Here is a 25,864-nt window from a genome sequence, read left to right as displayed (position 1 = left end):
TTTGCCGGGATCCTCTTTTATTTCTGAATTATTTTTTACAAAACTACTTCAACAAAAGCGTGCCCGGCCTTGTTCCAAAAAAGAAAAAGCTAAAATAAGACCAGGTAAAAAACTTTGTTGCTTTCATAATCGAGGCTCAAAGATAAACTGAAAATCCAAAACACAAAAAAATATTTTAAAAAATCATCATAACTAACGGTTGTTCCGGCTTTGCCTGCCTGGTAAAATTATGCGCCAGGCATATAGTAAAAATAGATCCGTTTTGATTTTACTCTTACCCCAATAGATCAACAATTGCTTTCAACAGCTGCTGCTTTTTGCTCATGGAAAACCATTAGAAGCAGTCAGTAAAAACCCGTAGCCTAAAAATCAGGGTATCTGCCGATTGACTTTTGCTGAAACAGGCGGCAATTTTACAGCATCAATTATTTAAAAACAGGCTAATGGACAAAGCACTCTTAAAAACAACATTTATGAAAAAGCAAACTTTATTTTTAGCGTTGGGTATTTTAGTATTAACAATTCAAAAAGCACAGGCCCAGGTAAGCTTTGGTGTGCACGCGGGCGCTAACTTCTCAAGCCTGAACCTTAAATTTTCTGATGGGGAGAAAGCCAGCGGCTCAAAAATAATACCTGGCTTTAATGCCGGCATCACTGCTGAAATACCCGTGTGGAATGGTATTTATTTTCAACCGGGGCTTTTATTTTCCACCAAAGGTGCAAAACTGACCAATGATGCCTATTATTGGTTTTGGGGTGATAATACAGGCACTTATACAAAGCTTATGCCCTCCTATATTGAGCTGCCCTTGACCGCTGTTTATAAATACCCGTTAGGTAATGGTAAACTGATCGGCGGTGCAGGCCCTTATGCCGCATACGCCATCGGAGGTAAATGGAAGGATGTGGTAGAGGGGCAGGTATACACAGGCAAGCTTAAATTCTACAAAAATTATGATGATATGCCACAAAATGAGGATTACGAAAATTTTGGGAAGCGGCTGGACATTGGTCTTAACCTGCTGGCCGGGTATGAGTTTACAGAAAAATTATCTGCACAGATCAACGGACAGTTTGGCCTGCGGAACCTTCAGCAGGTGAACTCCGGCGGAGAAAAAAATGATGCAAAACAAAACACCATTGGCTTTGGCATTTCAATAGGATATAGGTTTTAGTGAGCTGACCTGTGTTGGCACAAAGGGCTGCGGAAAATTACCGGCAGCCCTTCTATTTTAGGGGCTTAACGGTATTCAAGGGCTATATCAAAAACTTCTTCAAAATTGCTGCGGAGCTTTGCTTTAACCTCTTCTATATCCACCTCCTTTTGCAGTTCTTTTTGCAGGGACGTAACCTGCTTGTTCCGGATACCGCAGGGGATGATAAAATTAAAATAATCGAGGTTGGTATTCACATTCAGCGCAAAGCCATGCATGGTGATCCAGCGGCTGGTGCGCACCCCTATCGCACAGATCTTGCGTTCCCTTCCTTTTATAAAAGGATCCAGCCATACACCGGTTTCACCGGGGGAGCGCTCTCCTTTCAATCCGTAAACAGCAAGGGTCTTTATAACCACTTCTTCTATATTCCGCAGATACCTGCCAATATCTGTATAGAATTGCTCAAGATCCAGTATAGGATATCCCACTACCTGGCCGGGACCGTGGTAAGTGATATCTCCTCCCCTGTTGATCCTGAAAAAATCAATGCCGCGTTTTGCCAGGTTTTCTTCGCTCAGCAAAACATTTTCAATATGCCCGCTTTTTCCAAGGGTATAAACATGCGGGTGCTCTACAAACAATAAATGGTTGATCGTTTGCAGTTTGAGACCTGAGGCTGGCGCCGCCCCGGTGCGCTCTTCAGCAGCACGCAGTGCCGTTTTTATAGCCACATTTTCCTGCAATAGCTGCTCCTGGTAATCCCATGCGTCTTTATACTGCATGGTACCTATATCCTTAAATATTACTTGCTGCCTGTTCATAACTGGTGTACAAAGGTATTAAGAAAAACGGATGTAGTACATTTGCAGGAATGGGGTGGTGCATAACATTTTGGAGACTGAATATCTCCCGCTGGCGGGAGTACCCGCCGACTGGCGGAAGGGTGGAGAATCCACCCCCGGCCTGCCCTGCCGGCGAGGCAGGCGATCATCCTCTTGAAACAAGTTTGGGAAAGAGGAATATTCCAATTTCATTTAGCATTGAATCCGTTCTAAATGAAAAAAATGCTACACTTCCGAATGAGGTTGCGAAGAATATAAATTTGACCTTTAGCAGTACCCGTGGCAAACATGGATCAACAACACAGGAAAAAACGATTTACCAATGACAGTAAATGAAACAGAACAGGACAATTTTATAGAGGAAACGGAAGGCAATGATGTCCTGTATCAGAAATTTGTATATACCACCGATAAAGGACAGGAGCCTTACCGCATTGATAAATACCTGATGAACCGCATTGAAGGCGCCACCCGCAATAAGATACAGCAGGCTATTCATAATAAGATGGTATTGGTAGACGGTAAAGAAGTAAAACCGAATTATAAATTAAAGGGGGTGCAGGAAATTGTTGTTTTTACGGACATGGCGCCGGAAGAAAATGCCATCGTTCCTGAAAACATTCCGTTAAACATTGCCTATGAAGATGCGTCGGTGCTGATCGTTAATAAAGAGCCGGGAATGGTTGTGCACCCGGGCTCCGGCAATCCCAACGGCACACTGATCAATGCAGCAGCCTATCATCTGCAACAGGAAAACGCTGCCATTACCGAAGAAACCCTTCCGAGGTTTGGCATGGTGCACCGGATTGATAAAAATACCAGCGGGCTGCTGGTGCTGGCCAAAACAGAAAAAGCGATGCGCTCCCTGGCCAAACAGTTCTTTGACCACACGGTAAGCAGGAAATACATTGCACTGGTTTGGGGAGACATGGAGGCTGATGAAGGTACCATTGTGGCCCATGTAGGGCGGCACCAGCGTTTCCGAAAATTATTTGAAGCGTATCCTGAAGGAGATCATGGCAAGGATGCCATTACCCATTATAAAGTACTGGAGCGATTCGGGTATGTAACCCTGGTACAATGTGTGCTGGAAACCGGCCGTACGCACCAGATCCGTGTACATATGAAATACATTGGGCACCCGTTATTTAATGATGACTTTTACGGTGGTGATAAAATTGTAAAAGGCACCGTGTATACCCGGTACAAACAGTTTGTAGAAAACTGTTTTGCACTTTGTCCGCGGCAGGCGCTACATGCAAAAACACTGGGCTTTGTGCACCCGGAAACCAATGAGAAGCTGTTATTTGACAGCCCCTTGCCGGCAGATATGGAACAGGTGATTGAAAAATGGAGGAAATATACGCAGCGCGGATGAGCAGACCGCGGCCACGAATGGCTGTCGCCCTGAGTTTTTTATAGGTGGCCTAATTAATGAGGAGATGACAAACCCGCTTATGGTCACCCTGAATTTATTTCAGGGTCTGTTGAGTGATAATTTACACAGATGCTGAAATAAATTCAGCATGACTAAGGTAGGATTGGTTTTCAACGTATAATGTAATCTGTCATTAGCAGCTCGCCGAAGGACATCAGGCTTCGGCAAGCCCGTCCGACCGGCAGGGCAGGCTCAGCCTGACAATCTTTAGTACAATGTTATTTTAAGATTTAATCAGTATTAATCAGACCAAAAAGTTTCGAAGGCGTTTGATATACAAAAGAACGAAAACGCAATGCTTTATTACAGGTCTATATTAATTTTTTCTTTTGTACCATTTATTCACCGCTATTCCAGCTCGATCTGTTTTTTCAGACGGATGTCTTCTGATGAGCTGCCGATCATGATATTAAAGGCGCCCGGCTCCACTACAAAATTATTGTTCTTATCCAGAATGGACAGATCGTCCGGTGTGAGCCTGAAATGCACCGTCCGGGTTTCCCCCGGGTTCAGCGGTACGCGTTCAAATCCCCTGAGAATGGATTCATAGGTGGTAACACTGCTTACCAACTGCTGCACATACAACTGCACTACTTCATCTCCCTTTACGGCACCTGTGTTTTTGATATCAACCGAAACCGTAATGTCCGATTGCGTTCTTCCTTTTTCCGGAGCTACCTGAAGATTGGAATATTCAAAACTGGTATAGCTGAGCCCATAGCCAAACGGATACAGCGGACCCACAACTGCTGTTTTACCATAACCGTTTGGCCCATCGCCCGGCTGGCCGGCATGTGATGCAGGTTTGAAGGGAAAATTCATTTCGATCTGCCCGGTTGTTTTAGGAAACGTTGTGGTTAATTTTCCACCGGGATTATAGGCTCCGAAAACAGCTTCCGCAATGGCGGTACCGCCCTGAGGCCCGGGGAACCAGGTTTCCAGGATCGCATCCATGTAGCGGTTCTCCCAATTGATGGTTAAGGGTTGCCCGTTAATAAGGATCATCACAACAGGCTTTCCTGTTTTCTTCAACGCCTCCAGCAATTTCAATTGACGCCCCGGCAGATTCAATCCGGTACGCGACAGGCTCTCTCCTACGCGCTTATCATCTTCGCCTACCACTGCCAGCACCACATCACTTTGTTTTGCGGCTTCCACTGCTTTATTGATGTCATCTGTTTCCTGCTGCGTTAACGGCGTATCAATAATTTCACTTTCCGGCCAGGTAGCATCTACTACCTCACACCCTTTTACATACTGCACCTTTGCTTTATTGCCTGCAAATTGCTGAATGCCTTCCAATACCGAGATCACTTTTTTATTGGAAGGGCCATACCGGCTGATGGCATGCCCTTTTTCATCGGCCAGCGGACCGGTAACCAATATGTTCTTATACCGGTCCAGCGAAAGCGGCAGCAGCTTGTTCTCATTCTTTAATAAGACCAGCGACTCCCGGTTCATTTCAAGCGCTGTTGCTTCAGACGCCTCAGTGGCAACGATTTGATCAGCCGCTTTAGGATCTTTTACATAAGGCTGGTCAAAAAGCCCCAGCTTAAATTTTACTTTCAGCACTTCTCCCACCCGCTGGTCCAGGGTTTCCATAGAAACGCCACCTTCTTTTATCAGCTGCCGCAGGGGCAGTATAAAGGTATCCGGAAGCGTAAAATCCGTTCTTACATTCAGCCCCGCTTCTATGGCCATTTTCACCGCTTCCTTATAATCTTTTGCTACATGATGCTTTTCCGATATAAATTCAACAGCGCGGCTGTCAGATACTACATAGCCATCAAACCCGAATTGTTGCCTTAGCAGTTTTGTTAAAAAATAATTGCTTCCGGTTACCGGCATCCCGTCCCAATCATTATAGCTGCTCATAACGCCCATGGGATGCACGTTTTGTATGACCTTTCTGAAAGGATACAGGAAAAGCTGCTGCATTTCCCTGGGCGCCACATGCGGGTCGGTTCTTGCATTGCCATCACGGCCCCCTTTAGGCACACTGTACACTGCAAAATGCTTTAATGTGGATGCCACCCCGTTTTCCTGTATACCACCCGCCATAGCGGTTCCAAGGCTTGCCACCAGGAACGGATCCTCTCCATAAGTTTCCACTACGCGGCCCCAGCGCTGGTCGCGCGCCACATCCAGGATAGGTGCATACACATTGGTGTATCCCAGGGCTTTGGCCTCCTGCCCTACGATCTTTCCCATTTTATGCACCAGCTCTTTATCCCATGTAGCGCCAATGCCAATGGGCGCCGGAAACGCAGTAGCATGGTCGTGGTTCAGTCCGTGGATGCCTTCGTTCGTAAAATCGACCGGTATACCGAGCCGGGTTTCTTCTACAAACCATCTTTGCACTTTGTTAATGGCCTCCGCATGAGCGCTAAAGGGATAGGAGTATTTTGTCTGCGCCTTCTTATTATGAGCCAGCCCGTTCAGCTCTTCATCAATATTGGCAATGCCGTCCTTCCAGATCTTCGTTTTCCATTGTGCTGTTGGCAGCTCATCTTTTAATACGCGGCCATAACCATACAGCGTTGCTGTCTGGCAGGTCTTTTCATCCACCGTCATTTGAGCAAGCAGATCTTTTACGCGCAGGTCAACAGGCATCGTGGGGTCTTCATAGATATCTTTTTTTCCGTTTTTATTAAAATCGATCCATCCCTGGTGGTAAATGTTTTTCTGGGCACCTGCCGGCAGCGCAGCTACAATTAATAGTAACACCGCAAACGCCTGTTTCAATAACCTTTTTTTTACGCAGAAAATCTGTACACGCCCGGAGGCTGGCTGCAAAGCGCCCGTAAGAAGAGTGATCATGCCCGTTCTGTTTAAGTATTTTTAACGAGCCTGCAATATAGACAAAGTTGATAAGAATTACCGGGCGGTGAATGGAGCGACGCAACAAAGCTGCCACCTGTACTACAGCCGGGTCAATAAAAGGGAACCATAAGAACTTATACGGAAAGCGGAATTAATTCCAGAGTTGTTCCATGAACCAGGCAGCTGGCCCTTGGGCCTGCAAAGAGCGGCAGCTCATTGTTCAGGAATTGCTATGAGGATGCGTACAGAGGCGTGCCCCGGCCAAATGTGCTAACGACGAACTTCAGTTCGTTGTTAAGACGATTGTAATAAAAGCGGAGAGTTGTCGGCTCGAACCATAAGTTGACGGCAATAACCGGTTGGCGGATCAACTTCCTGGCAATCGTCTAAGTATACGATTATTCTATTGTTTTTCTCTTCTTCCACTTTTTCCAGTCGATGAAAAAGTGGAGCAATCCCGAACGTTCGGGACTTGTCCGCAAAAAGGCAAATTCTGCCTCCGTGCCGCCGGCGGAACCAGAAAAACCTGCGCTTCAGGCCCTATTCCGCTGCAGGCGGAACGCCATTCCGCTTGATTTTTCTTTTCGCTGCTTTGCGGACACCTTCTATGCAGCTTTGATCTATCTGAATATAATTTTTCACATCGGGGGATTTACTTTAAGCTATACGTTATTTTAACCCGATAATCAAAGAACGACAAAGCGCCCGTTCTTTACACAAAAAAAGTCTGTCTTTTAATCAATCGTTCCCATAAAGCCCCAAGTTCCGGGGCCGGGCAGTAAAGATTGCACAGACAAACATAGGAGGCTGCAACCTCCCCTGACAATAAAACCTGCTATAACTTTTTGTAATGAATGCCCATGTGCACGGCTGGTCCACAGCTGTCGGATGACCTTGACTTCACCTTATTTAGGTCCACACGATAGGAATCTATCAGGACAGTATGACAAAAGGGACTTTTTGGTCAGCCCCTCTATTCTACCGCTTTAAGCGATAGAATATTGCTTCGGAACTGCAAGTTCCGAAGAGCGATAGTACTACAGTCGAGTCAATAACAATAAAAGATATCACCAGCAAAAGCAATCTACCTCCTGGTAACAGGCCATCCGTCTATTTTCCGGAAAAAGAGGAATCCGCATTTTCAGCAGTAGCGTTGGAACCGGCTGCTGTTGCTGCCGCCTTCTTTTTACCGCCGACCAGCTTTATAATTACGGGCGCTGTTGTTATAATTACAATACCCAGTACAATGTACTCCAGGTGCTGTTTCAGATCAAAACCAAACGAGGCCATCAACCATTTCTGAAGGAAGTGCCCCGCAAATAACATGGAAAAAACCCAGGCTACGCACCCGATGATATTATAGAAGGTAAATTTGGCTTTGTTCATGCCTACAATACCTGCAACAATGGGCGCAAAGGTTCTGATAAAAGGGAGAAAACGGGCAACGATAATAGCGCCCCCACCATGTTTTTCATAAAAGTCATGTGCCTGTTCCAGGTAACGGCGTTTAAAAAAGAAGTTCTCCTTCCAGTTATACATGGCGGGTCCTACTTTTCTGCCGGTCCAGTATCCTATCATATTGCCTAAAACCCCACAAAGTGAAATGAGTATCCAGAGTATGATCAGGTCTACCCATTCATTCTGAATATGGCCCAGGTTAAAATGTTTGAGAAACTGATAAGCAAGACCGGGCTCTGCATTGGGCCCTTCCCCTATGTTATGTGCATAAATACCCGCTATAAAAAGCAGCGTATCCCCCGGAAGAAAAAACCCGGCAAACAAACCGGTTTCGGCAAACACCACGAAAAGCAACAGCCAAAGCCCTCCATTTTCAATATACCACTGCGGTTGTAACAACTGCGTCCAGCTAAAGCTGCTTAAAAGTTCGATCATTTTTTGGTTTTAATTATTCCTCTACAAAATTCAGCGCTTTTTGTTCATCAAATTCACCTTCCCAGCGGGCAATAACGCAACTTGCCAGCATATTTCCCAAAACATTAACAGATGTGCGCGCCATGTCCATCAGCTCATCAATGCCATAAATGGCCATAATGGGCCACAGGGGCAACTTAAAGGTATGTGCTGTTGCCACCAATATCACCAGCGATGCTCTTGGCACAGCTGCCACGCCTTTGCTGCTTAGCATAAGGGATAAACCGATCAGCAGTTGCTCCCCGAATGACAGATGCATGCCCGCTGCCTGCGCCACAAAAACAGCTGCCAGCGAAAGATACAGCGTGGTACCATCCAGGTTAAAAGTATAACCGGTGGGGATCACAAATGAAACAATTTTTTGAGGTACCCCGAATTTCTCCATGTTTTCCAGTGCTTTAGGTAAAGCAGAATCAGAGCTGGTTGTGGCAAAAGCAATGGAAACCGGCTCCCGCACGGCCTGTATAAAACGTTTTACAGGTATTTTGGCTATAAATAAGGCAATGGGCAGGAGCACAAAAAGGATAAAGCAAAACAAAGCCAGGTACAACGTTATCAGCAGCATGCCCAGGTTTTTGAGGATATCGATGCCCAAGTGGCCAACGGTAACCGCTATGGCAGCACCCACCCCAAAGGGCGCAAAATACATGATGATGTGGGTAAACCTGAACATAGTTTCCGAAAGGCTTTCCGTAAAACTGATCAATGGTTTCTTACGCTGCTCAGACAACATAGCCACCGAGATACCAAAGATCACACTAAATAAAACTATAGGTAAAACATTTCCTTCATAGATCGATTTAATGATATTTTCCGGGAAAATATCCACAATATGATCCTGCCAGGTTTTTGCGCTGGGATCCGGGAGGCGGTCCAGGAGCTTTGGCGGTATATTTACACCGGCACTGTCCATTATGGCAATGACCTTTTCCTGCATTATTTTTTCCTGGGAATGCGGCAGCTCATGCAATAAAGAGGGCGGTATATGAATGCCCTTACCTGCATGGGTCAGATTAATGAACACCAGGCCAATGATGAGTGCAAAGGTGGTAATGATCTCAAAATAAAGAATGGCCTTCCAGCCCATACGCCCCACCTGTTTCAGGTTGCTGTGGCTGGCAATGCCTACCACCAGGGTGGAAAACAGCAGCGGCGCCACAATTGTTTTTATAAGCCGGAGGAATATGGCGCTTAAGAATTTAAGGTTTTGAGAAAATACCGGAAAATCCACTCCTATTTCAATGCCCACTGCCATAGCAGTAAATATCCAGGTGGTCAATGATCTTTTATAACAGGCAAAAAGTGCCAGGCCTGCCAGAAAAACCCATCTTGATGCAAATAAGACTGCACCAGGTATGGGATGAATTTCTTCGTGTATTACATGTAAAGCAGCAGTAATTGTAAAAAGTATAATGGCTATAGCCCCGGCTTTTCTTTTGTTCATAGTCGAGTACATATTTTCCAAAACTAAAGGTTTGACCGGAAAAACGATGTCTTCCCTTTCAATAATTTTTCAAAAAAATCTAACAAGTTTGTTTTGTGAAACACATTATTGCTTACTTTTCAGCGAAATATCATTTTTTTAAAGAAATCATTCATTAAAGAAATTAATCTCATGGGATTATTTGTTAAAAAGCCATTACATGCCTTACTAGCTGAAGCCGAGGAATCTGAAAAAGGATTAAAAAAGACCCTGACTTCCTGGTCATTGATAGCACTCGGTATTGGCGCTATTATAGGAGCCGGCCTGTTTTCTATAACGGGGGTTGCAGCTGCAAATTATGCCGGTCCGGGCATTATGGTATCTTTTATAATAGCAGCTGTTGGTTGTGCTTTTGCTGGTTTATGCTATGCAGAGTTTGCAAGTATGATACCGGTTGCCGGAAGCGCCTATACTTATAGCTATGCTACAATGGGCGAGTTTATTGCCTGGGTCATTGGCTGGGACCTGGTGCTGGAATATGCCGTAGGCGCTGCTACAGTTGCTTCCAGCTGGTCAGGGTATCTTAATAAACTTTTGTCCTCCTTTAATGTCGCCCTTCCGGAAAGCCTGATTATGACGCCTTTTGACACTACTACAGATGGCTCCCATGGCCTGTTGAACCTGCCGGCGGTATTTATAGTGGTCTTAATGTCGCTCATTTTAATTAAAGGCACCAGTGAGTCTGCCCTGGTAAATTCCATTATCGTAATTCTAAAAGTATCTATTGTACTGGCCTTTATTATTGTAGGCTTCAAATATGTAAAACCGGAGAATTTGCATCCATTGGTCCCTGAAAACCAGGGAGCATTTGGAAAATTCGGCTGGACGGGTGTTATCCGTGCGGCAGCTGTCGTCTTTTTTGCCTATATAGGCTTTGACGCAGTTTCCACGGCGGCACAGGAGACCAAAAATCCCAAACGGGCCATGCCTATAGGCATTATGGGCTCTTTGCTGGTTTGTACTATATTGTATATCATTTTTGCTTATGTGATGGTAGGAGTGGCTCATTACACTGAATTTGGAAAGGGCGATTCCAGTGACCACCTGGCCCCGGTAGCAATCGCTGTAGAACATATGGGCGTTCCTGACAGCAGCGGGCATATTATTCCTGCTTACCCCTGGCTAAATACCACGATCATTGTAGCCATTTTACTGGGATACGCTTCTGTGATACTGGTGATGTTGCTTGGGCAAAGCCGTGTTTTTTATTCTATGAGCACAGATGGGCTGCTACCCGGATTCTTCTCTAAGGTCCATACCAAATTCAGAACTCCGGCAAGGTCCAATTTATTTTTCATGGTATTTGTTAGCTTATTTGCAGCATTTATCCCCGGCAGGGTTGTAGGAGAAATGACCAGTATAGGTACTTTATTTGCCTTTATACTGGTTTGTATCGGCGTAATGGTTCTAAGAAAATCAAACCCCAATGCCCCCCGGGCGTTCAAGACGCCGTTGGTTCCTCTGATACCGGTACTGGGAATTATTGTTTGTTTTGGCATGATGGCCTTTCTGCCTTTTGATACCTGGATCCGCCTGATTGTATGGATGCTCATCGGGATGGACGTTTACCTGTTCTTTGGTTTAAAAAACAGCATTTTAAACCAGGGAAAGCTTGACCGTAAAAGCTATAGGGTTGTTTCTGCTACAGGAATTGTAATGTCTGTAATACTGGCTATTGTGGCATTCGCTCATCATGCAACAGCCGATGTACAGGACACCGGGCTTTTTTATTTTTCCCTTGGATTCGCCGTTTTGCACCTGATCATTTTTGCTTTTAAAGTAACCGCCCGCCCGGGCAGTCTGGATGGTCCACAACCATAAAATGCATTTTTTCTTTTATGACCGCCGGCTTTTACTGCCGGCGGTTTTATACTTCGTTGAAGAAGCCGTAAATTTGCACCCTAATTTATTAATCTGACAGAGTTTTTAGAATATGGGAAGGATATTTGAAGTTCGTAAAGCGACCATGTTTGCCCGTTACGACCGCATGGCCAAACAGTTTACACGTATTGGTAAGGAAATAGCCATTGCCGTGAAAGCCGGCGGGCCCGATCCGCATACCAATGCCGCTTTGCGCCGCTGCATGCAGAACGCCAAAAGCGTGAACATGCCCAAGGACCGTGTAGAAGCGGCCATTAAGCGCGCCCAGGGCAAGGAAATGGAAAACTATGATGAGATTCTTTACGAGGGATACGGGCCACATGGCGTAGCCCTGCTGGTGGAAACAGCTACCGACAATCACGTACGCACTGTAGCGAATGTAAAATCCCATTTTAATAAAGGGGGCGGCACACTGGGCAATAGCGGAAGCGTGGCTTTCCAGTTTAACAAAATGGGAGTTTTTAAGCTCAACCCGGAAGGATTGAACGCCGAGGAACTGGAACTGGAGCTGATCGATGCCGGGTTGGAAGAACTGGGAGAAAGCACTGACGAAAATGGTAAGGACATCCTGGTAGCACGGGTGGCTTTTAATGATTTCGGGAATATGCAAAAAGCCCTGGAGGAAAAAAACATTACCCCTATCAGCGCCGAAGTGGAATGGATTCCCACTACAACCGTTCCCGTAACAGATGAACAGGCTGAGGATGTGAGCAAGCTCATTGAGCGCCTGGAACAGGACGACGATGTGCAGAAAGTTTTTCATAATATGCAATAAACTTTTCAGGCAATGAACTGGAACATTCTGGAGCGCGAGGAACAATTAGAGCAGATCGATACAGCATCTGCCCATAAACCCCAGCTGATCTTTAAGCACAGCACCCGTTGTTCGATCAGCACGGTTATCAAGAGCCGTTTAAATAAAAAAGAGCTGCCGCCGGATATCGATTTTTATTTCCTGGATCTGATCGCACATCGTGCCATCTCCAACCAGATAGCAGAACGTTATGGTATAAGGCATGAATCGCCACAAATACTTTTAATAAAGAACGGTAAATGTATTTTTACCGAAAGCCATAATGCCATTTTTATGGAAGATATCATTGATGAGGCGCAAAAGTAATTTTCGGAAAATTCTGAAAAATGATTTTCGTATTAAAATAAGAATGGCTATTTTTGCGGCCCGGTTCCCGATAGCTATTGGAAAGAGCGTTGGGTGCATACCCCTGAAGTGATGGGTTCAATTCCCATCCTCGCTACGAAAAAAGTTCTTTAAATACAAATGGTTTTATAATGGCGAGGTAGCTCAGTTGGTTAGAGCGCAGGATTCATAACCCTGAGGTGATGGGTTCAATTCCCATCCTCGCTACGAAAAAAGCTCTTAAATACAAATGTTTTATAATGGCGAGGTAGCTCAGTTGGTTAGAGCGCAGGATTCATAACCCTGAGGTGATGGGTTCAATTCCCATCCTCGCTACAAAGGCTCTTTTATGAAGCTTATTTATCCTTATGACTAACATTGCTGCAACTTTTATAAAGAGAGGTTATCTCAGCAGCGATTCAATTATATAGCTGATATTTTTGCAGTTGCCCAAGAGCAGTGTCCTTTGCCCCGTTACCATGTTTTAATAAGTCGCAGCATTCCTCCCACACTATTATATAACAGATCGCCGTTGTCAACAGCTACTGCAAACCCAATAGCTATGTTGTTTTTTAACGGACGGGAAGCGCCGAGATACGCTGAGAACTGACCTACTTCCGGGAAATAGGGCGGTGAGTAAATGGCCCGGCTGGAGCCGGTTGAAATCCCTTCCGGGCTGGTGGCATAAGTGCCAAAGTTTTTTGAATAGCTGATACGGGCAAGCAGATCCCAGCGCTGCCATTGTATATTGGCTGCTGCATAAAACGCATATAACCGGTTGTTTACGATTCCCTGCCAATTGCGCGCCGGCAGGTTGCTCCTCGCATATTTTTTATTGGTAAATAAGTTATTGCCCAGGTTTTGCTCTTTATAGGTCCACCCGTCAGTATACAAATAATTATTATAATAATCTTCATCGCCGGAGGGGGTTATTTTGGCATGCAATCCTCCTCCCTGGTTTTTTGATCCCAGAAATTCCAGCATCATTTTATTCCAGCGGAATTGCTGGCCGCGGCCGGGCTCTTTTTTATTCTGAAGGCTAAGCCCCCATAATCCATCAGCCACATTATTCAAATAATAGAGTCCTCCTACTTCATAAAAAAACTGGTGGTAAGCATACAGGTACACCGCTTTGAAATCATAAGAAAGCCCCTGGTCAACCGAACCGCCGTGGTTGCCTACTTTGGAACGCGGTATTCCGTTTTCCCCGCCGTAAGACTTGCCGCTAACCACATACCAAAGATATTCTGTGCCGTGCAGGTCAAATTCAGGTCCACTGAATTCCCTCTCACTACCAAACTGCACCTGGTGATTGATGCCTCCATATAATTTCAGCCTCCACCGGGGTTTTCCTATACGCAGGTACAGGGATTTCTGGTGGTACCAGGTTTGCAGGTTTCTTACACTATCGCCACGTATACGAAGCCTTAATTTGCCCATATCGCCCATGCTAAACCCTCCTTTTACAGCCAGCAGCTTTTTAGTAAAGGGCACATCTGTAAATTGCGGGATACTTAATTCTATCTGAGGAATGCCCAATGCATTACCGGAAATAGAATAGGCACCGGAGCTCAGGTCAGGATCTACAAGGCCGGTCTGGTTTTTGGTTCTGCCCGCCTGCAATTGAAAGGCCCCGTATTTTGCCGTGGCAAAGGCCTCTATTATAGTTGCATTTACCAGCCTGCCTGCATTCAATCTTGCCTGAACGCCTGCGGACCAGTCAAATTTTTTTTCGGAAGAGTCTGTCCTGTATGCTTTATAAATGCTGCCAACCGCACTTATGGAAGCGCCCTCTGATGGAATGCTCCCATACTGATTGGTACGCATCCAGAAGGGTACCTGGTGATTGGAAGTGCCTATCGCATCAAGCTCAAGATTTCCTTTGATGATCTTTCCACCCTGCTGCGCTTCCAGGTTGTCCGCAATAGAAAGGGTAAGCAGCAAAAGAATAATAAGCTTAGGTTTCATTCGTATATTTTTTATTTATCCCGCGTAATGCGGATGATTTTTAATGGACACCCCTATCGATCATTCAGGGGAACGTCTTAATATCCACCCGCTCCTTCCGGCGAAGCAGGTTATCCGCCGGTATATTGCTGTCCATACAACAGGCCTTGGCGAAACAAGTTTTATGAAATGGATCTTTAGCTGGACGTTTTACCGGTAGCTCATTTTGCAACAGGTCTGAATCCCTGGCGGGACCATTGTTTGAAAAATAAATAAATAAATACAGTGTTGGTTATTGCATAGCGCTTAAATAACCTTTTGGGCTCCTGCAGCAGGCGATACAACCACTCCAGGCTCATTTTCTGCATCCATACAGGGGCCCGTTTCTGCAGGCCGATCATTACGGGCAACGCCCCGCCAATACCTATCATGCAGGCATGTACCCTGCCATGCATGGCGGCCATCCATTTTTCCTGCTTGGGGCAGCCCAGCGCTACAAATACAAAGCCTGCGCCACTGGCATTGATTTCCGCAATATCTTCCTGTTTCTCCTGCTCCGATAAGGGCCGGAATGGCGGGCTGATCAGTCCGGCAACCCGTAATAGTGGAAAATGATTTGCGCAGTATTCCTTTGTTTTATTCAGCATCGCCCGGGTACCTCCATAAAAAAATACGCTGATACCACTGCTACCAGCGGTGCTTAACAGATCAGGCAACAGATCCATGCCGGCAACCCGTTCCTGGCTAATGCCATGCAATAATTTAATTCCTTTGGCCAGCGGCATCCCATCCGGTGTAACCATATCGGCACTATTTACAACAGCTGCAAAAGAAGCATCTTTATGAGCTTCTACCAGCATATGCACGTTGGCTACACATACAAAGGACGACCTATGATTTTCACCCAACCGGGTCAGCTGCAACAATTGTTCCCTGTAAGTACCGATGCTCACATCAATACTGATCAGTTTTTTCTTCATAATTTTTGCTGTGTGGTTTACTGGCAACATATATTGATCAGCCCTTTTCACATTAAGGCAGATTGACAGGGCTTTCCATTTCCTGGAGATATTTAAAATGGATATGCTGACTTTAGTATATTCATTGCATTCCGGCTCAATAGGGGCTTTACCATTTTTATTTTTTCCGCTGTCAGCTTTTTATTTCCGCTAATGGATAGCAAAGAGTTTTTAGCGTTTCCCGAAAACCGATACGAACTGTTAAAATCTATTTGCCTGGCGTTTATAAAACTATTATTGCTTACAAAATTATTCCTTGGCATACTGCTATTATCAGATATAGAACTATCCAACAGAGCACCATACTGTGTTTTATACAACTGCCTACTATTCTGATCCGTTTTCATAAACAGTTTTTGTTTAATATCACCGGAAGCCAAAAAACTGTTCCATTTTTTAATATCCCATACACCGCCTGATAACAACCGGTCACAGTTAATAAATGTGTTTGCTTCTATTTTATTATTAAACCCGCCGTTTATATGTATGGCGCCAAACCCATTCTCTTTATCTTTTACCGGGGTACCGCAGGCAACAAAAACATTATTGCCTATTAAAAAGCCGCAGGAGCCGTCATCTATATAAACCGCAGCAACGAACTGGCTGCTGTTCTTGCCGGTAATATCTTCAAATAAATTTTCTTTTACAGTATTTCCGAGGTTAGAAGGATTTCTTCCGGAATAGATTGCCCCTATATCACTAAAATCATAACAAACACTTCTGATATGCGTCTTTTGTATCGCATTGTTATTACCCGAAATTAATATGGCCTGATCAGGAGCATCATGTATAAAACAATTTTCAACAACTGCCCCTACGGTGTTCAGGCTTATGCCCGGAGTATTACAATAATAAAGCCGGGAAAAACCTGAAATATCACAACCGGAAACGATATAATTACAGGAGCTTAAGGTTCTAAGATCCCCGCCGGATAAATAAATTCCGTCAGCCCCGGTGTTTGCGATAATAGTATGATCAATTTTTACTCCATCAGAAGACTGAACATCGACTCCTCTAAGGCCTGTTTGACTTATATTCAATTTAGACAACTGAATATGATGGCACTTTTTTACTTCAATACCATTACCAAGCGTGTTGGAAACAGCCAGGTTTTTAATAGTTATATTACCCGCGTTTTCCAGCAGGAAAAAGGGATCAGAAAACTTTGTATAGGCTATTTTTTTTATGTTATAATTTGCCGGAACAGAAAAATAAATCCGGTTGCTTTTCTTATCAAAATACCAGGTAAACGGAATACCTGAAAAGTCCGGTACATTACATATTTTAAAGCCCCTGATCTTTTCCTGATCAAAACCTGAACGGGTGCCCTTCCCGTTTTTGTATGAAGAGGATACGCCATATACGGCAGTTGTATCAAGCACAATGATTCTGTTGCCGGTATTCAGTTGCCGGACGGGCAAAAATTCTTTAGCCCATCCGTAATTTAAAATCCCTTCCACCCACAGGTTGCCTGCCTCGCTACCGAAAAGCCGGAAATGATCGCCGCCGGTGTAAATAAATTCCGGCAATGCGCTGCTCTTGTCATGCCTGTCTCCTGCACTGATTACGCTGTCTACATTCATTTTGCCTGTTGCCGGCCATTGGGTCAGCGTCAATGGTTTATCATCAATATATAACTGAGTGCTCTGTTTTTTTAACGGCCATCCAAAACCGCGTTCAGTTAAAGGGTGAAACAATCCGGGATAACGATCAGGAGGGATGGAATAAACATCCAGCGTTCCCGCACTATTTTTTCCAGTTGCTGTAATGGCAGCTGCATTAATAAATTCCGTTCCGCTCAACTGAGCGGCTTCATTCCCAAAGCCCGAAATAGTAAGTGATTTACCAGAGCCCCAATTCGGATCATTGATACGAACCGGCGCATCGAATTTGTAAGCCCCACCCCTGAGATAAATGGTTATATCCTGCTGTTTTGACCGGGCTGCCTTATCTAAGGCAGCGCCAAAAGTAAGCAGGGGCTGCGTGATTGTTCCGGGATTATTATCCGCCCCGCCAGGAGAAAGGTACAATTCCAAAGTGTTTTGGCTAAGCACTGCACAGGACGTACAGAATACTCCCAGAAACAGGGAAATAACAGTCTGTACAAAACAGTTCATAACTGCTCTTTTTATAACGTTGTGGCAAAAAACAAACACCTTCCGGATTTACCTGCTTATCTCTGCCATGCAATGAACGCTAAAATGCACCACGGGCATGGCTCTATGATGATTTCTTATATTGGTTAAAGCTGCTTTTTATTCACAATAATTAGTTTTTACTGCTGCTTGTTCCGGCGATGGCGGTAGTCTTCTTCCGTTTAGCCGCAATTTTCAGGTGCAGCCCTAATAACAGGCAGGGGTTCAATTTATAGATCATCCCCATCCAGTTCAGCGAATAACCGGCTATACCATTGGTGCGCAGTTTGATGCCAATAAACCGTTCTGCAGGCAATCGCTGACAGAACCGGAAATACCAGGAGAAAAATGTATGTTGCTGCTGCCCCAAAGGTATTGAAACTGAAAGAGCTGAAAAACAGGCTGGCCGAACTGTCTGCAAGCATTGCGGCAACGCCTGCCTGTTGGCTATGAACCGGCAGGCAGCATAAGAGCAATATGAATAGTACTACTATTTTCATGCGTTATGCTTAAGCATGCATACTGTTTTCCGCAACGGTTTTTTATACACTTTTTTAGAGGTTCAATCTGGTTCAGCTCTTTTTTTAACTCAGACCAGTCTCAGTAAGTATATCAACAATACGTTTTTCAAACAAGTTTAATGTAAAATGCGTTTCATATTTTTTTCTTCCTGCCATTCCCATTTGCCTGCATAACCGGGGAGTTTCAATCAGTTCCTGTATCCGGCAGGCCAGTGCGGATACATTTTTCTGAGCAACCAAATAACCGGTAGTACCATCTTCCACAATATCCGGGATGCCTCCCTCAAATGTTGATACTACAGGGAGCGCATGTTGCATCGCTTCTAAGAGCACTAAAGGAAAGCACTCATTTTCATAGTAGGTTGGAAAAACAAAAATATCAGCCTGCTGAAACAGTTCTTCCTTCTCTGTTCCATATTTTCTGCCCAAATAAACGACCCTGTCATATAAACCTTGGCGTATTGCTTCCTTCTTAAAACGCGTGGCATCAATATCAGCTTCTCCTCCTGCAAATACTCCCTTAAATACCAACCCACGTTTTTTCAATAAGGCCATGGCTTCCAATAGAACAAAAACGCCTTTACTCTCAATTAAATTTGACAGAAAAAGAATCTGAACTGGTTCGTTATGCTCCCTCTCCAATCCTGGCAGAATTTTTACACCGGGAACACCATTGGCACAGATCCGAACACTTTTTTGCGGCACATATGCTGCCACATCACCGTATAAATGTTCCGAAAGCAATACAACCAAGCCGTTTTTAAATGCATACTGGTACAATGCACGGTTTAACCAGTTTCCCGAAGCTTTTTGCACGCCTTTGTTGTGCAAGTGATATACCGTTTTTACTCCGAATAACTTTAATACTACTACCAGTGCCACATCCTTATAAAATGCAGCGCCGGTAGTGGTTAAAGCGAAATAGCAAATATCTGGTCTGCTAAATAATAACGCCTTTAATAACCGGCACCAGGTATCAACAAAACCCAGTACTTTACCAATAGACAACCTGCCACTTTCTTCTACGGTTTTGGAGGCCAGCAGATTAATGTATCTGCAATCGAACGTAGCATTAATCACAGCACTTTCTTTTATCCATTTACCTACCATGGAAGACCCGTGAACAGGCGGGGGCAAATGAAGGAGAAAGAGTATTTTTTTCTTAAGCAAACTATCTAATTTTAAATAAACTTTATCACTCTGGCAGGATTACCGGCTACAATACAATTAGAAGGAACGTCTTTTACAACTACTGATCCGGCTCCTATTTTAACATTATTTCCAATGATGATTGCGCCAAAAATGCACACATTGCTCCCTACATCAACATTATTTCCAATAACAGGACATTTTGAAAAAGTGCCGCTGGATAATTGTTTATTTCCGATAGTCGTAGAGTGCCTTAGAATGCAGTTATCGCCAATAACGGTACCATCATTAATAACCAGCGCTTGTCCATGATAGAGCGATAATCCCCTACCAATTTTTGTTTTATAAGGCAGTTCGCAGCATAAAATCCATTCCACAAATATCCTGTATAAGGCAAGGTAGGGCACCCACAAAACGAAAAACAGTTTTGAGATCGTTGCAATATGAGCAATTCTGAAAAGCAGCAAAATGAGCCTTCCTTTACTATTTGACCTGTTAGAGCTCCAGTCACAAAAAATATCCATCAAAATATTCCACAAATTTTATTTAGTATATAATAGTATACACTTACCCAAAATGAATACTTCCTCTTAAAACGGCGCAAATAATCCGGATCAACAAAAACAGGATATGGAAAATTAAATACTACTTTTTCAGACAGGTCCGGGGTTGCTTTATATTTATTAAACCTTTGACGGGTATGCGTAGCATCGTCTCCAAAACCTATATTAATCACTTTACTTTTTATAGGATATACTGTATAAGTTTGTTTTTTTGATTGATGATAATTGCAACGAATAGCCCATGAGTTCGTTTCACCCCTCTGTTGCTTATTTAATGCTTTTACTAAATCAGCTCCAATATCTTTAAACTGGTGTTGCAACGCTCTGTTCTTCTTAAATTCCCAATAGTCACTAACACTCCAATCAATTTCGCTCCACCGGTCTTTCCATATTGCCCATCCCCAGGAGCAATGCCTCTTTGTAAAAAAGACATCATACTCATAGTCTTTCCTTTTCTTAATGTCAAACACAAATCCTGAAATTGAAAATACATTTGGATCATCAGTATAAAAATCCAATCCAGCATTCATAAAATCAAGAAAGCCGGGAACTGTTATTAAATCATCTTCCAGTACAATAACCTTATCGTATTTACTGACAATCAGCGTTACCCCGTCAATTATTGAATTTGCCAATCCTTTATTATTTTCCGATTCATAAATAACAATTGATTTAAACCCGGTAATCGTTCCCAGGTAACTGCGCACTTCATTTACGTTACTTTTGGCCGCCTCGTTTTTAGGCCCGTCTGAAAAAACAAATAAGTCGCTTTTATTAGCAAGAAAATTCTTTTGAAGCGCTTCAACAGTTTGTTTGGTTTTTGCTAAACGGTTATATACAAATAAGCAAATAGGAGCTAACATGGCTAAAGTCATTTCCAAAGTTCTGGTAAAAACACCCTTAAATGGTTTGTGCAATAATGGAACATTGCTTTAAAAAGACCGTTATGCCTTCTCTCAAAAATAAAGTACTCTTCAGGGTTAAGCCCTAACGGCGTACGGAAAGCTTTCCACCTTTTGGCAAGCGGCTTTTCCGGGTCGCACCAGACCGGCCGCTTTTCATGCGAGTCACAAACGCCTAAAATACCCGGGGCCACATAAGATTTCATGCCCATGCCCGCGGCCCGCAACCCGTAATCAAAATCGCCCAGGGCATGGCGGAACACAGGATCGTTCATGCCAACCTTGGCAAATACATAGTCAGGTATCAGCACAATATTACCATTGAAAAAATCGCATGGCTGCCACGTGTCCGCAGGTATTATTAATCCATTTTTACGGTTGCGGCCGCCATAAGTAATGGCATTGTTATTACCTGCTGCAGTAGTGCCGACTATTATACACCGGTGCTGCAATTGTGCCGCTGTATGCAACAATACGGATAAGGCATCGGTATGCAACGTGGTATCATCATTCAGCCACAAGTAAAAATCGTGGTGCTTTGCTTTGGCGGCTGCCTGCCAGGCTTTGTACATGCCCCCGTTCCAAAACAGGGCGCCATTGCCCTTTACAATATGCACTGCCGGATATAATCCGGCTACGGCCTGCGCAGTACCATCGGTGCACCCATCATCAGTAAGATATACCTCCCGTTGGTAATCCTCTACATCCTGTTGGGCAAATAAATGCCGCAGGCATTGCAGGGTTTGGGTTTTGCGGTTGTGCACAGTGAGGAGGACTGCTATCGATTTCATCTACGCCTCTTTTATAAATTTTGCGGGATTGCCCGCCCATATCTGATTATCAGGCACTGATCTGGTTACTACCGAACCCGCTCCTATTATTGAATTTTGCCCAATGGTTACGCCTTTCAATATAATGGAGAATGCACCGATAAAAGCATTGTTCCCTATTACCACCGGGGCTTTGGCCTTATGCAGTATATCGTCTTTACCGGCCCTGATGGCAGCATCCAGGGAATGAAAATCTGTATCATAAATCCTGACCCCGCCACCTATTTTAACATCGTTGCCGATGGTAATGCTATGGTGGCAAATTAAAGCAGCCTGTGATATACCTACATGATCTCCAATGGTCAGCCTGGCTCCTTTATCTACAAAAAAAGTACATTTATTATAGCTGCCAATGGGGTTACCCTTAATACCATTGTGCATGGAAAAATTTTTTCCGATAATAAATTGCCCGCCACTGGCAACCATAACATATGGCACGCCGGTAGATTTGAATGAAGTGATACTTACACGATTGCCCCTGAGCACCCAATGAGTTCTGCAATTATCAAAAAGAGCAATGAAGTAAGAAACTATTCTTCGGGTTATTTTGTATACATAAAAAAGAATCATTCAGAAAGTATAGCGTTATATATGCTTAATAAAGTTCTTGCATTTTCATCAGGGTGATGGCGCTGCCGGGCAATTGCCCGCTCCTTTTTTGAGATACTTTCACAGAGTTCAGGGCTGTTAAAAAGATTGCAGACGTGCCAGGCCAATAAAGCGGTCTCCTCAAACCGGTACAAAAAACCGGTTTCGCCGTTTGTAACCATATCCATACTTCCGCCAACATAAGACGCCACACAGGGAACGCCTGTCAGCTGTGCTTCACCAACCGAGTTAGGACTGTTTTCAATTGCTGAAGGGCAAACAAAAACATTTGCTTTCAGAAACTGTTCAGCCATTTGCTCTTCAGACAAAGTGCCAAGAAAAACTATATTCCCGGTTACGCCGTATGTACGCATCAGTTTCTCAATATAAAGTGCAAATCCATTTTTACGAATGAAAGGGACATGAATAAAATTATTGCCGGCAACATACACTTTCATTTCCGGGAAATGGCGTTTTATTAACGGAACAGCTTTTATTAATTGATGTATGCCTTTTATGGGATAATGGGCCTGACTCAGGAAAACTGAATACGGCTCGCAGGCAGCGTACGACCATTCTTTTTCATAAAACGAGGCGCGCAAGGTTTCATTGCAGCAATGGTAAAGCGCATGGGGGTTAATAGCCCATACATGAGCCCGATCCCACAAGGTACGGCCAATAACATGTGCAACCCTTTGGATGATTTCGATTTCAGATTTCCCGCGAAGCGCCATATTCTTTTGCTGACTCTTTAATGAATCACGTCGTACAATATCGCGCAAACTCAGTATCCTGTTTTTTCCGGACAATCCTCCAGAATAATAACCGGCATACACGCTAACCATTCCCTGAATGGAAACAACAACATTTTCTGTACCGCAGGCATTAATATATGCCAGCGAATGACGATATTCAGTGCCATGAATATGCACTAAATCAGGTTTGAATGCATTTTTTATTTGTTGAAAATAAGGCTCCGGCCTTCCTTTTCCGGAGGGAATGAGATAATATCTTATATGCTGCCCCTCAATACACTTTAGCGAATTGCCTGCATACAAAGCGGCTACAGCCAGCCTTATTTTATTATCCGCATCCAAAAGCGCTTTTGCCCCCGATTCCATCCAGCCCCCAACTACCGGAACAGATACATTTATTTCTTTACATGCCTCCGGGAAAAGTACATTTGATAGCCACAGAACATTCATCTTTTATTGCTATTAAAAACATATCGTAACCATAATCCAAACTGCCGGTTATTCATGCCCCTGAATTGTGCTGAAAAACCCATACTTATCGCCATCCAAATAGATGCATTCATAATATCAAACACATTAATATCTTCAACCCACCCGTACATAAAATGAAAAGCAATAAAAACACCTACTATTTTTATAAATAAGTTATTAGACCTGTATATGGCCAGGTAGGCGCTTTTCAGATAAATAAACATGTACAGCAGCAAGCCTACCAACCCCAGCCAGGTAAACACATTAGGAAAGCACACTTCATTTCGGAATCGTTCATATTTACCGGTTTTTAATCCTTCTGCCATGAGATAACCAAAGGACTCGGAATCATTACCGCGCGCAGGTGTGCGCCCCCATACAATGTACCTGTGCTTAACTGCCGATTGTATTACCTCTGTATAAATAAAAGTGCGGGTATCAGATGATATATCATCCTCCACAACTTCGCCTCCCACTACTTTTTTCTCTACATATTTCCCTTTATTTGAGGCCATATCCTCAAATAAGTTAAACGTTCCGGTAATACCCAATATCAATAAAACAACCGGTAATGCACATAAAAACCAGTAAGCCGATTTTATCCATGCCGGTCTGCTTTTTTTATGAATACGCCTCAATAACAAAAGCCCGCCGGACATTGAAAAAGCCAGTAATGCTTTAATAACCTGGCTCCTGGCGGTCCAATCTGCAAAAAGCAGCAGCAGCAAAAGCATAGTAAAAATTATTTTCCACTTTTTAGGCAGCAGGGGCATAAAGCAGGCTAAAAAAAGCGCAGGGCCTAAATAAAAATGATACGAACCGCGGCCGGCAAACAACAGGAAAACAAGGAACAGCGGTAATGCGTACTTCAGCCAGGCTTTTAACGTGCTGCCCAATATGGCCGGGATGCTGAAAGCATAAACTAAAACCGGTAAAGAAAGGGTTAAGCTGCCTTCTGCCAGCTGTTTCCATTCCCAATAGTTTTCGGCAACAAATGCGCCCCTTATAACGCCGGCTACCATCCATAATAAATAGACGTTTACAATACTGTAGTCTCTTTTATTAACCGGGTGGAAATATTTCCTTTTATTAAAAATAATACTGGCAATTACGGCAAAACAGATAAGCCAGGTAATAAAAGTATTACGCTGGCCGGAGCTGATCCAGTAAAGCCCCGATATAATTGTTAATAAAACAATTAATACCGGTAAATAGTATATTTTTTTATAGAAGCGCATTTATTTTTCGTACTCACAAAGCGCTATTGCCTGTAATAAAGGCCCTGCACCTTTCTGTTAAATCCAATGCGATCTCTTTCCAGTTTTGCTTATTAGCCGGGGTACTGTTAATGGATAGTTTCCCGTTCATCTCAAATTCCGGGTATAATTTACCGTTCCGCCAGGATAGGATATTGAACAGTTGCCTGAGCCCGTCCAGCCGGCACCGGCTGGCTTCCGACTGGTGGCTGTCTTCAGTATATACAACAGGTGTTTCGAGGCCTAAGCAGGGCAAAGCGCAATGAATGCGGGAGGTAACTACCAGTTTTGCTTTTGCATATTTTTTTACAAGCAATTCAGCTTCTTTAAGGTAGTCCGTCTCGGTTTTGTGATGCTGCTTCCACGAAACACTTTGCTGGTTAATATACTCCGCATTCAGCAATGTTTCTTTTGTAAAAAATTTCTGATACTCCCTGTAAAAAGCAGTAAGTATCATCTTCTTCCTCCATCCTTTTTTTGTTTCAGGGTATTTATCCGAGATGATCTTTATAGCTTTCCGGTTTTTTAATAAGTAAATGCCGTTTTTAATAAGATTTGTAAAATTCCAGTTCGTTTTGAAGTAGGGGTCTACAAAAAAAACTTTTTCATCCTTGTTCTCATCTTTATATTTCAGGCCCAAAGTGAGTGTCATACAGCCGGAGAAATAGGCATCCACACCTTTCTCTTTTAGCAATGCAGCGGTGGTATGATCACGGCACCCTATTGGCTGGTGCTTCTTTAAATAGTTAATGCTGTCGTTTTCTAACAGCCTGGCTTTTGCGAGGGAATTTAAATGAAAGGCTACAAATAACGGAAGTATCCTTTCTGAAGGCGGCCAGTTTTCCGGATGGTGCATATACCAGCCGTTCATAATCATTTTTGCGGTTTTGCCATTGTATTGCCTTAGCGCTTCCCGCTGAATAAACCCGTCTAACGACGGCAAAAACTGATAAGATGCAAGCGCCTGAACGTAATCTCCGATGTTTAACTCTTTTTCAGTACTGACTCCTAATAACTTATATTCCATTTTCTGA

At 43.8% G+C, this 25,864-nt stretch carries 21 protein-coding genes and 2 tRNA genes; 7 read left to right on the top strand and 16 right to left on the bottom strand.

The window, feature by feature from the left end; translation table 11 throughout:
- Positions 1 to 473 precede the first annotated feature (473 nt).
- Entirely contained in the window at positions 474 to 1,175 is a 702-nt protein-coding gene (locus tag A8C56_RS06335) for a porin family protein (RefSeq protein WP_067761673.1), read from the top strand.
- A gap of 65 nt (positions 1,176 to 1,240) precedes the next feature.
- Here the strand turns inward: A8C56_RS06335 and lipB are convergent, their stop codons facing one another.
- Positions 1,241 to 1,978, bottom strand: coding sequence for a lipoyl(octanoyl) transferase LipB (gene lipB / locus A8C56_RS06330; RefSeq protein WP_067753488.1), 738 nt, complete (start codon positions 1,976 to 1,978; stop codon positions 1,241 to 1,243).
- A gap of 343 nt (positions 1,979 to 2,321) precedes the next feature.
- Here lipB and A8C56_RS06320 point away from each other — a divergent pair, with 343 nt between their 5' ends.
- Positions 2,322 to 3,377 carry an RluA family pseudouridine synthase gene (locus A8C56_RS06320; RefSeq protein WP_067753482.1) on the top strand — a complete coding sequence of 352 codons (1,056 nt, stop codon included), beginning with the start codon at positions 2,322 to 2,324 and terminating at the stop codon, positions 3,375 to 3,377.
- Positions 3,378 to 3,785: 408 nt separating this feature from the next.
- Here the strand turns inward: A8C56_RS06320 and A8C56_RS06315 are convergent, their stop codons facing one another.
- The 3 genes from A8C56_RS06315 to A8C56_RS06300 form a co-directional block, all read right to left on the bottom strand.
- Positions 3,786 to 6,182, bottom strand: coding sequence for a glycoside hydrolase family 3 N-terminal domain-containing protein (locus A8C56_RS06315; RefSeq protein ID WP_067761671.1), 2,397 nt, complete (start codon positions 6,180 to 6,182; stop codon positions 3,786 to 3,788).
- A gap of 1,188 nt (positions 6,183 to 7,370) precedes the next feature.
- Positions 7,371 to 8,153, bottom strand: coding sequence for a DedA family protein (locus A8C56_RS06305; RefSeq protein WP_067753476.1), 783 nt, complete (start codon positions 8,151 to 8,153; stop codon positions 7,371 to 7,373).
- A 13-nt stretch (positions 8,154 to 8,166) separates the two neighbouring features.
- Positions 8,167 to 9,636 (bottom strand): dicarboxylate/amino acid:cation symporter, encoded by a 1,470-nt coding sequence (locus tag A8C56_RS06300; protein WP_067753473.1) that lies wholly within the window; start codon positions 9,634 to 9,636, stop codon positions 8,167 to 8,169.
- Between the two features lie 171 nt (positions 9,637 to 9,807).
- Here A8C56_RS06300 and A8C56_RS06295 point away from each other — a divergent pair, with 171 nt between their 5' ends.
- The 5 genes from A8C56_RS06295 to A8C56_RS06275 all read left to right on the top strand — a co-directional run bounded on the left by A8C56_RS06295 (position 9,808) and on the right by A8C56_RS06275 (position 13,030).
- Positions 9,808 to 11,496, top strand: a complete 1,689-nt coding sequence (locus tag A8C56_RS06295; protein ID WP_067761669.1) for an amino acid permease — start codon at positions 9,808 to 9,810, stop codon at positions 11,494 to 11,496.
- A 112-nt stretch (positions 11,497 to 11,608) separates the two neighbouring features.
- On the top strand, positions 11,609 to 12,331 hold the full coding sequence (locus A8C56_RS06290) for a YebC/PmpR family DNA-binding transcriptional regulator (RefSeq protein WP_067753470.1): 723 nt from the start codon (positions 11,609 to 11,611) through the stop codon (positions 12,329 to 12,331).
- A 12-nt stretch (positions 12,332 to 12,343) separates the two neighbouring features.
- Positions 12,344 to 12,676 carry a bacillithiol system redox-active protein YtxJ gene (gene ytxJ / locus A8C56_RS06285; protein WP_067753467.1) on the top strand — a complete coding sequence of 111 codons (333 nt, stop codon included), beginning with the start codon at positions 12,344 to 12,346 and terminating at the stop codon, positions 12,674 to 12,676.
- A 172-nt stretch (positions 12,677 to 12,848) separates the two neighbouring features.
- A tRNA-Met gene (locus tag A8C56_RS06280) sits at positions 12,849 to 12,922 on the top strand.
- 34 nt (positions 12,923 to 12,956) lie between these two features.
- Positions 12,957 to 13,030, top strand: a tRNA-Met gene (locus A8C56_RS06275).
- Between the two features lie 138 nt (positions 13,031 to 13,168).
- Here A8C56_RS06275 and A8C56_RS06270 read toward each other — a convergent pair.
- The 12 genes from A8C56_RS06270 to A8C56_RS06215 form a co-directional block, all read right to left on the bottom strand.
- Positions 13,169 to 14,662, bottom strand: a complete 1,494-nt coding sequence (locus tag A8C56_RS06270; RefSeq protein ID WP_067753464.1) for a capsule assembly Wzi family protein — start codon at positions 14,660 to 14,662, stop codon at positions 13,169 to 13,171.
- A gap of 200 nt (positions 14,663 to 14,862) precedes the next feature.
- Positions 14,863 to 15,621: a WecB/TagA/CpsF family glycosyltransferase gene (locus tag A8C56_RS06265; RefSeq protein WP_157097890.1), complete on the bottom strand. Its 759-nt coding sequence runs from the start codon at positions 15,619 to 15,621 to the stop codon at positions 14,863 to 14,865.
- A gap of 92 nt (positions 15,622 to 15,713) precedes the next feature.
- Complete coding sequence (locus tag A8C56_RS06260; RefSeq protein ID WP_067753458.1) at positions 15,714 to 17,777, bottom strand: right-handed parallel beta-helix repeat-containing protein; 2,064 nt, start codon at positions 17,775 to 17,777, stop codon at positions 15,714 to 15,716.
- Between the two features lie 151 nt (positions 17,778 to 17,928).
- Positions 17,929 to 18,165, bottom strand: coding sequence for a hypothetical protein (locus tag A8C56_RS06255; protein ID WP_157097889.1), 237 nt, complete (start codon positions 18,163 to 18,165; stop codon positions 17,929 to 17,931).
- 214 nt (positions 18,166 to 18,379) lie between these two features.
- On the bottom strand, positions 18,380 to 19,486 hold the full coding sequence (locus tag A8C56_RS06250; RefSeq protein ID WP_218917259.1) for a glycosyltransferase family 4 protein: 1,107 nt from the start codon (positions 19,484 to 19,486) through the stop codon (positions 18,380 to 18,382).
- An 11-nt stretch (positions 19,487 to 19,497) separates the two neighbouring features.
- Positions 19,498 to 19,989 carry a serine acetyltransferase gene (locus tag A8C56_RS06245; RefSeq protein ID WP_157097888.1) on the bottom strand — a complete coding sequence of 164 codons (492 nt, stop codon included), beginning with the start codon at positions 19,987 to 19,989 and terminating at the stop codon, positions 19,498 to 19,500.
- Entirely contained in the window at positions 19,989 to 20,903 is a 915-nt protein-coding gene (locus A8C56_RS06240) for a glycosyltransferase family protein (protein WP_084490052.1), read from the bottom strand. Before A8C56_RS06240 ends, A8C56_RS06245 begins: the two co-directional genes overlap by 1 nt.
- Positions 20,900 to 21,721, bottom strand: a complete 822-nt coding sequence (locus A8C56_RS06235) for a glycosyltransferase family 2 protein (protein WP_067753446.1) — start codon at positions 21,719 to 21,721, stop codon at positions 20,900 to 20,902. The genes A8C56_RS06240 and A8C56_RS06235 overlap by 4 nt, the downstream gene beginning before the upstream one ends.
- A complete protein-coding gene (locus tag A8C56_RS06230; RefSeq protein WP_218917258.1) occupies positions 21,722 to 22,198 on the bottom strand; it encodes an acyltransferase in 477 nt (158 codons plus the stop codon).
- A gap of 128 nt (positions 22,199 to 22,326) precedes the next feature.
- A complete protein-coding gene (locus A8C56_RS06225) occupies positions 22,327 to 23,553 on the bottom strand; it encodes a glycosyltransferase family 4 protein (RefSeq protein ID WP_067753441.1) in 1,227 nt (408 codons plus the stop codon).
- Entirely contained in the window at positions 23,550 to 24,812 is a 1,263-nt protein-coding gene (locus tag A8C56_RS06220; protein ID WP_067753438.1) for a hypothetical protein, read from the bottom strand. The genes A8C56_RS06225 and A8C56_RS06220 overlap by 4 nt, the downstream gene beginning before the upstream one ends.
- Before the next feature lie 13 nt (positions 24,813 to 24,825).
- Entirely contained in the window at positions 24,826 to 25,857 is a 1,032-nt protein-coding gene (locus A8C56_RS06215) for a polysaccharide pyruvyl transferase family protein (RefSeq protein WP_067753435.1), read from the bottom strand.
- Positions 25,858 to 25,864 lie beyond the last annotated feature (7 nt).

The sequence above is a fragment of the Niabella ginsenosidivorans genome (assembly GCF_001654455.1).
GTDB lineage: Bacteria > Bacteroidota > Bacteroidia > Chitinophagales > Chitinophagaceae > Niabella > Niabella ginsenosidivorans.
The sequence above is the reverse complement of the archived record's forward strand: the minus strand, read 5'-3'. Positions and strand labels throughout refer to the sequence as shown.

Excerpts from the sequence above, each read along its gene's own strand:
- A8C56_RS06295 (WP_067761669.1), top strand. The coding sequence starts at position 9,808 with ATGGGATTATTTGTTAAAAAGCCATTACATGCCTTACTAGCTGAAGCC.
- A8C56_RS06320 (WP_067753482.1), top strand. The coding sequence starts at position 2,322 with ATGACAGTAAATGAAACAGAACAGGACAATTTTATAGAGGAAACGGAA.
- A8C56_RS06300 (WP_067753473.1), bottom strand. The coding sequence starts at position 9,636 with ATGAACAAAAGAAAAGCCGGGGCTATAGCCATTATACTTTTTACAATT.
- A8C56_RS06235 (WP_067753446.1), bottom strand. The coding sequence starts at position 21,721 with ATGAAATCGATAGCAGTCCTCCTCACTGTGCACAACCGCAAAACCCAA.
- A8C56_RS06335 (WP_067761673.1), top strand. The coding sequence starts at position 474 with ATGAAAAAGCAAACTTTATTTTTAGCGTTGGGTATTTTAGTATTAACA.
- A8C56_RS06290 (WP_067753470.1), top strand. The coding sequence starts at position 11,609 with ATGGGAAGGATATTTGAAGTTCGTAAAGCGACCATGTTTGCCCGTTAC.
- A8C56_RS06265 (WP_157097890.1), bottom strand. The coding sequence starts at position 15,621 with ATGAAGAAAAAACTGATCAGTATTGATGTGAGCATCGGTACTTACAGG.
- A8C56_RS06270 (WP_067753464.1), bottom strand. The coding sequence starts at position 14,662 with ATGAAACCTAAGCTTATTATTCTTTTGCTGCTTACCCTTTCTATTGCG.
- A8C56_RS06220 (WP_067753438.1), bottom strand. The coding sequence starts at position 24,812 with ATGCGCTTCTATAAAAAAATATACTATTTACCGGTATTAATTGTTTTA.
- A8C56_RS06225 (WP_067753441.1), bottom strand. The coding sequence starts at position 23,553 with ATGAATGTTCTGTGGCTATCAAATGTACTTTTCCCGGAGGCATGTAAA.
- ytxJ (WP_067753467.1), top strand. The coding sequence starts at position 12,344 with ATGAACTGGAACATTCTGGAGCGCGAGGAACAATTAGAGCAGATCGAT.
- A8C56_RS06240 (WP_084490052.1), bottom strand. The coding sequence starts at position 20,903 with ATGACTTTAGCCATGTTAGCTCCTATTTGCTTATTTGTATATAACCGT.
- lipB (WP_067753488.1), bottom strand. The coding sequence starts at position 1,978 with ATGAACAGGCAGCAAGTAATATTTAAGGATATAGGTACCATGCAGTAT.
- A8C56_RS06305 (WP_067753476.1), bottom strand. The coding sequence starts at position 8,153 with ATGATCGAACTTTTAAGCAGCTTTAGCTGGACGCAGTTGTTACAACCG.
- A8C56_RS06260 (WP_067753458.1), bottom strand. The coding sequence starts at position 17,777 with ATGAACTGTTTTGTACAGACTGTTATTTCCCTGTTTCTGGGAGTATTC.
- A8C56_RS06215 (WP_067753435.1), bottom strand. The coding sequence starts at position 25,857 with ATGGAATATAAGTTATTAGGAGTCAGTACTGAAAAAGAGTTAAACATC.
- A8C56_RS06245 (WP_157097888.1), bottom strand. The coding sequence starts at position 19,989 with ATGGATATTTTTTGTGACTGGAGCTCTAACAGGTCAAATAGTAAAGGA.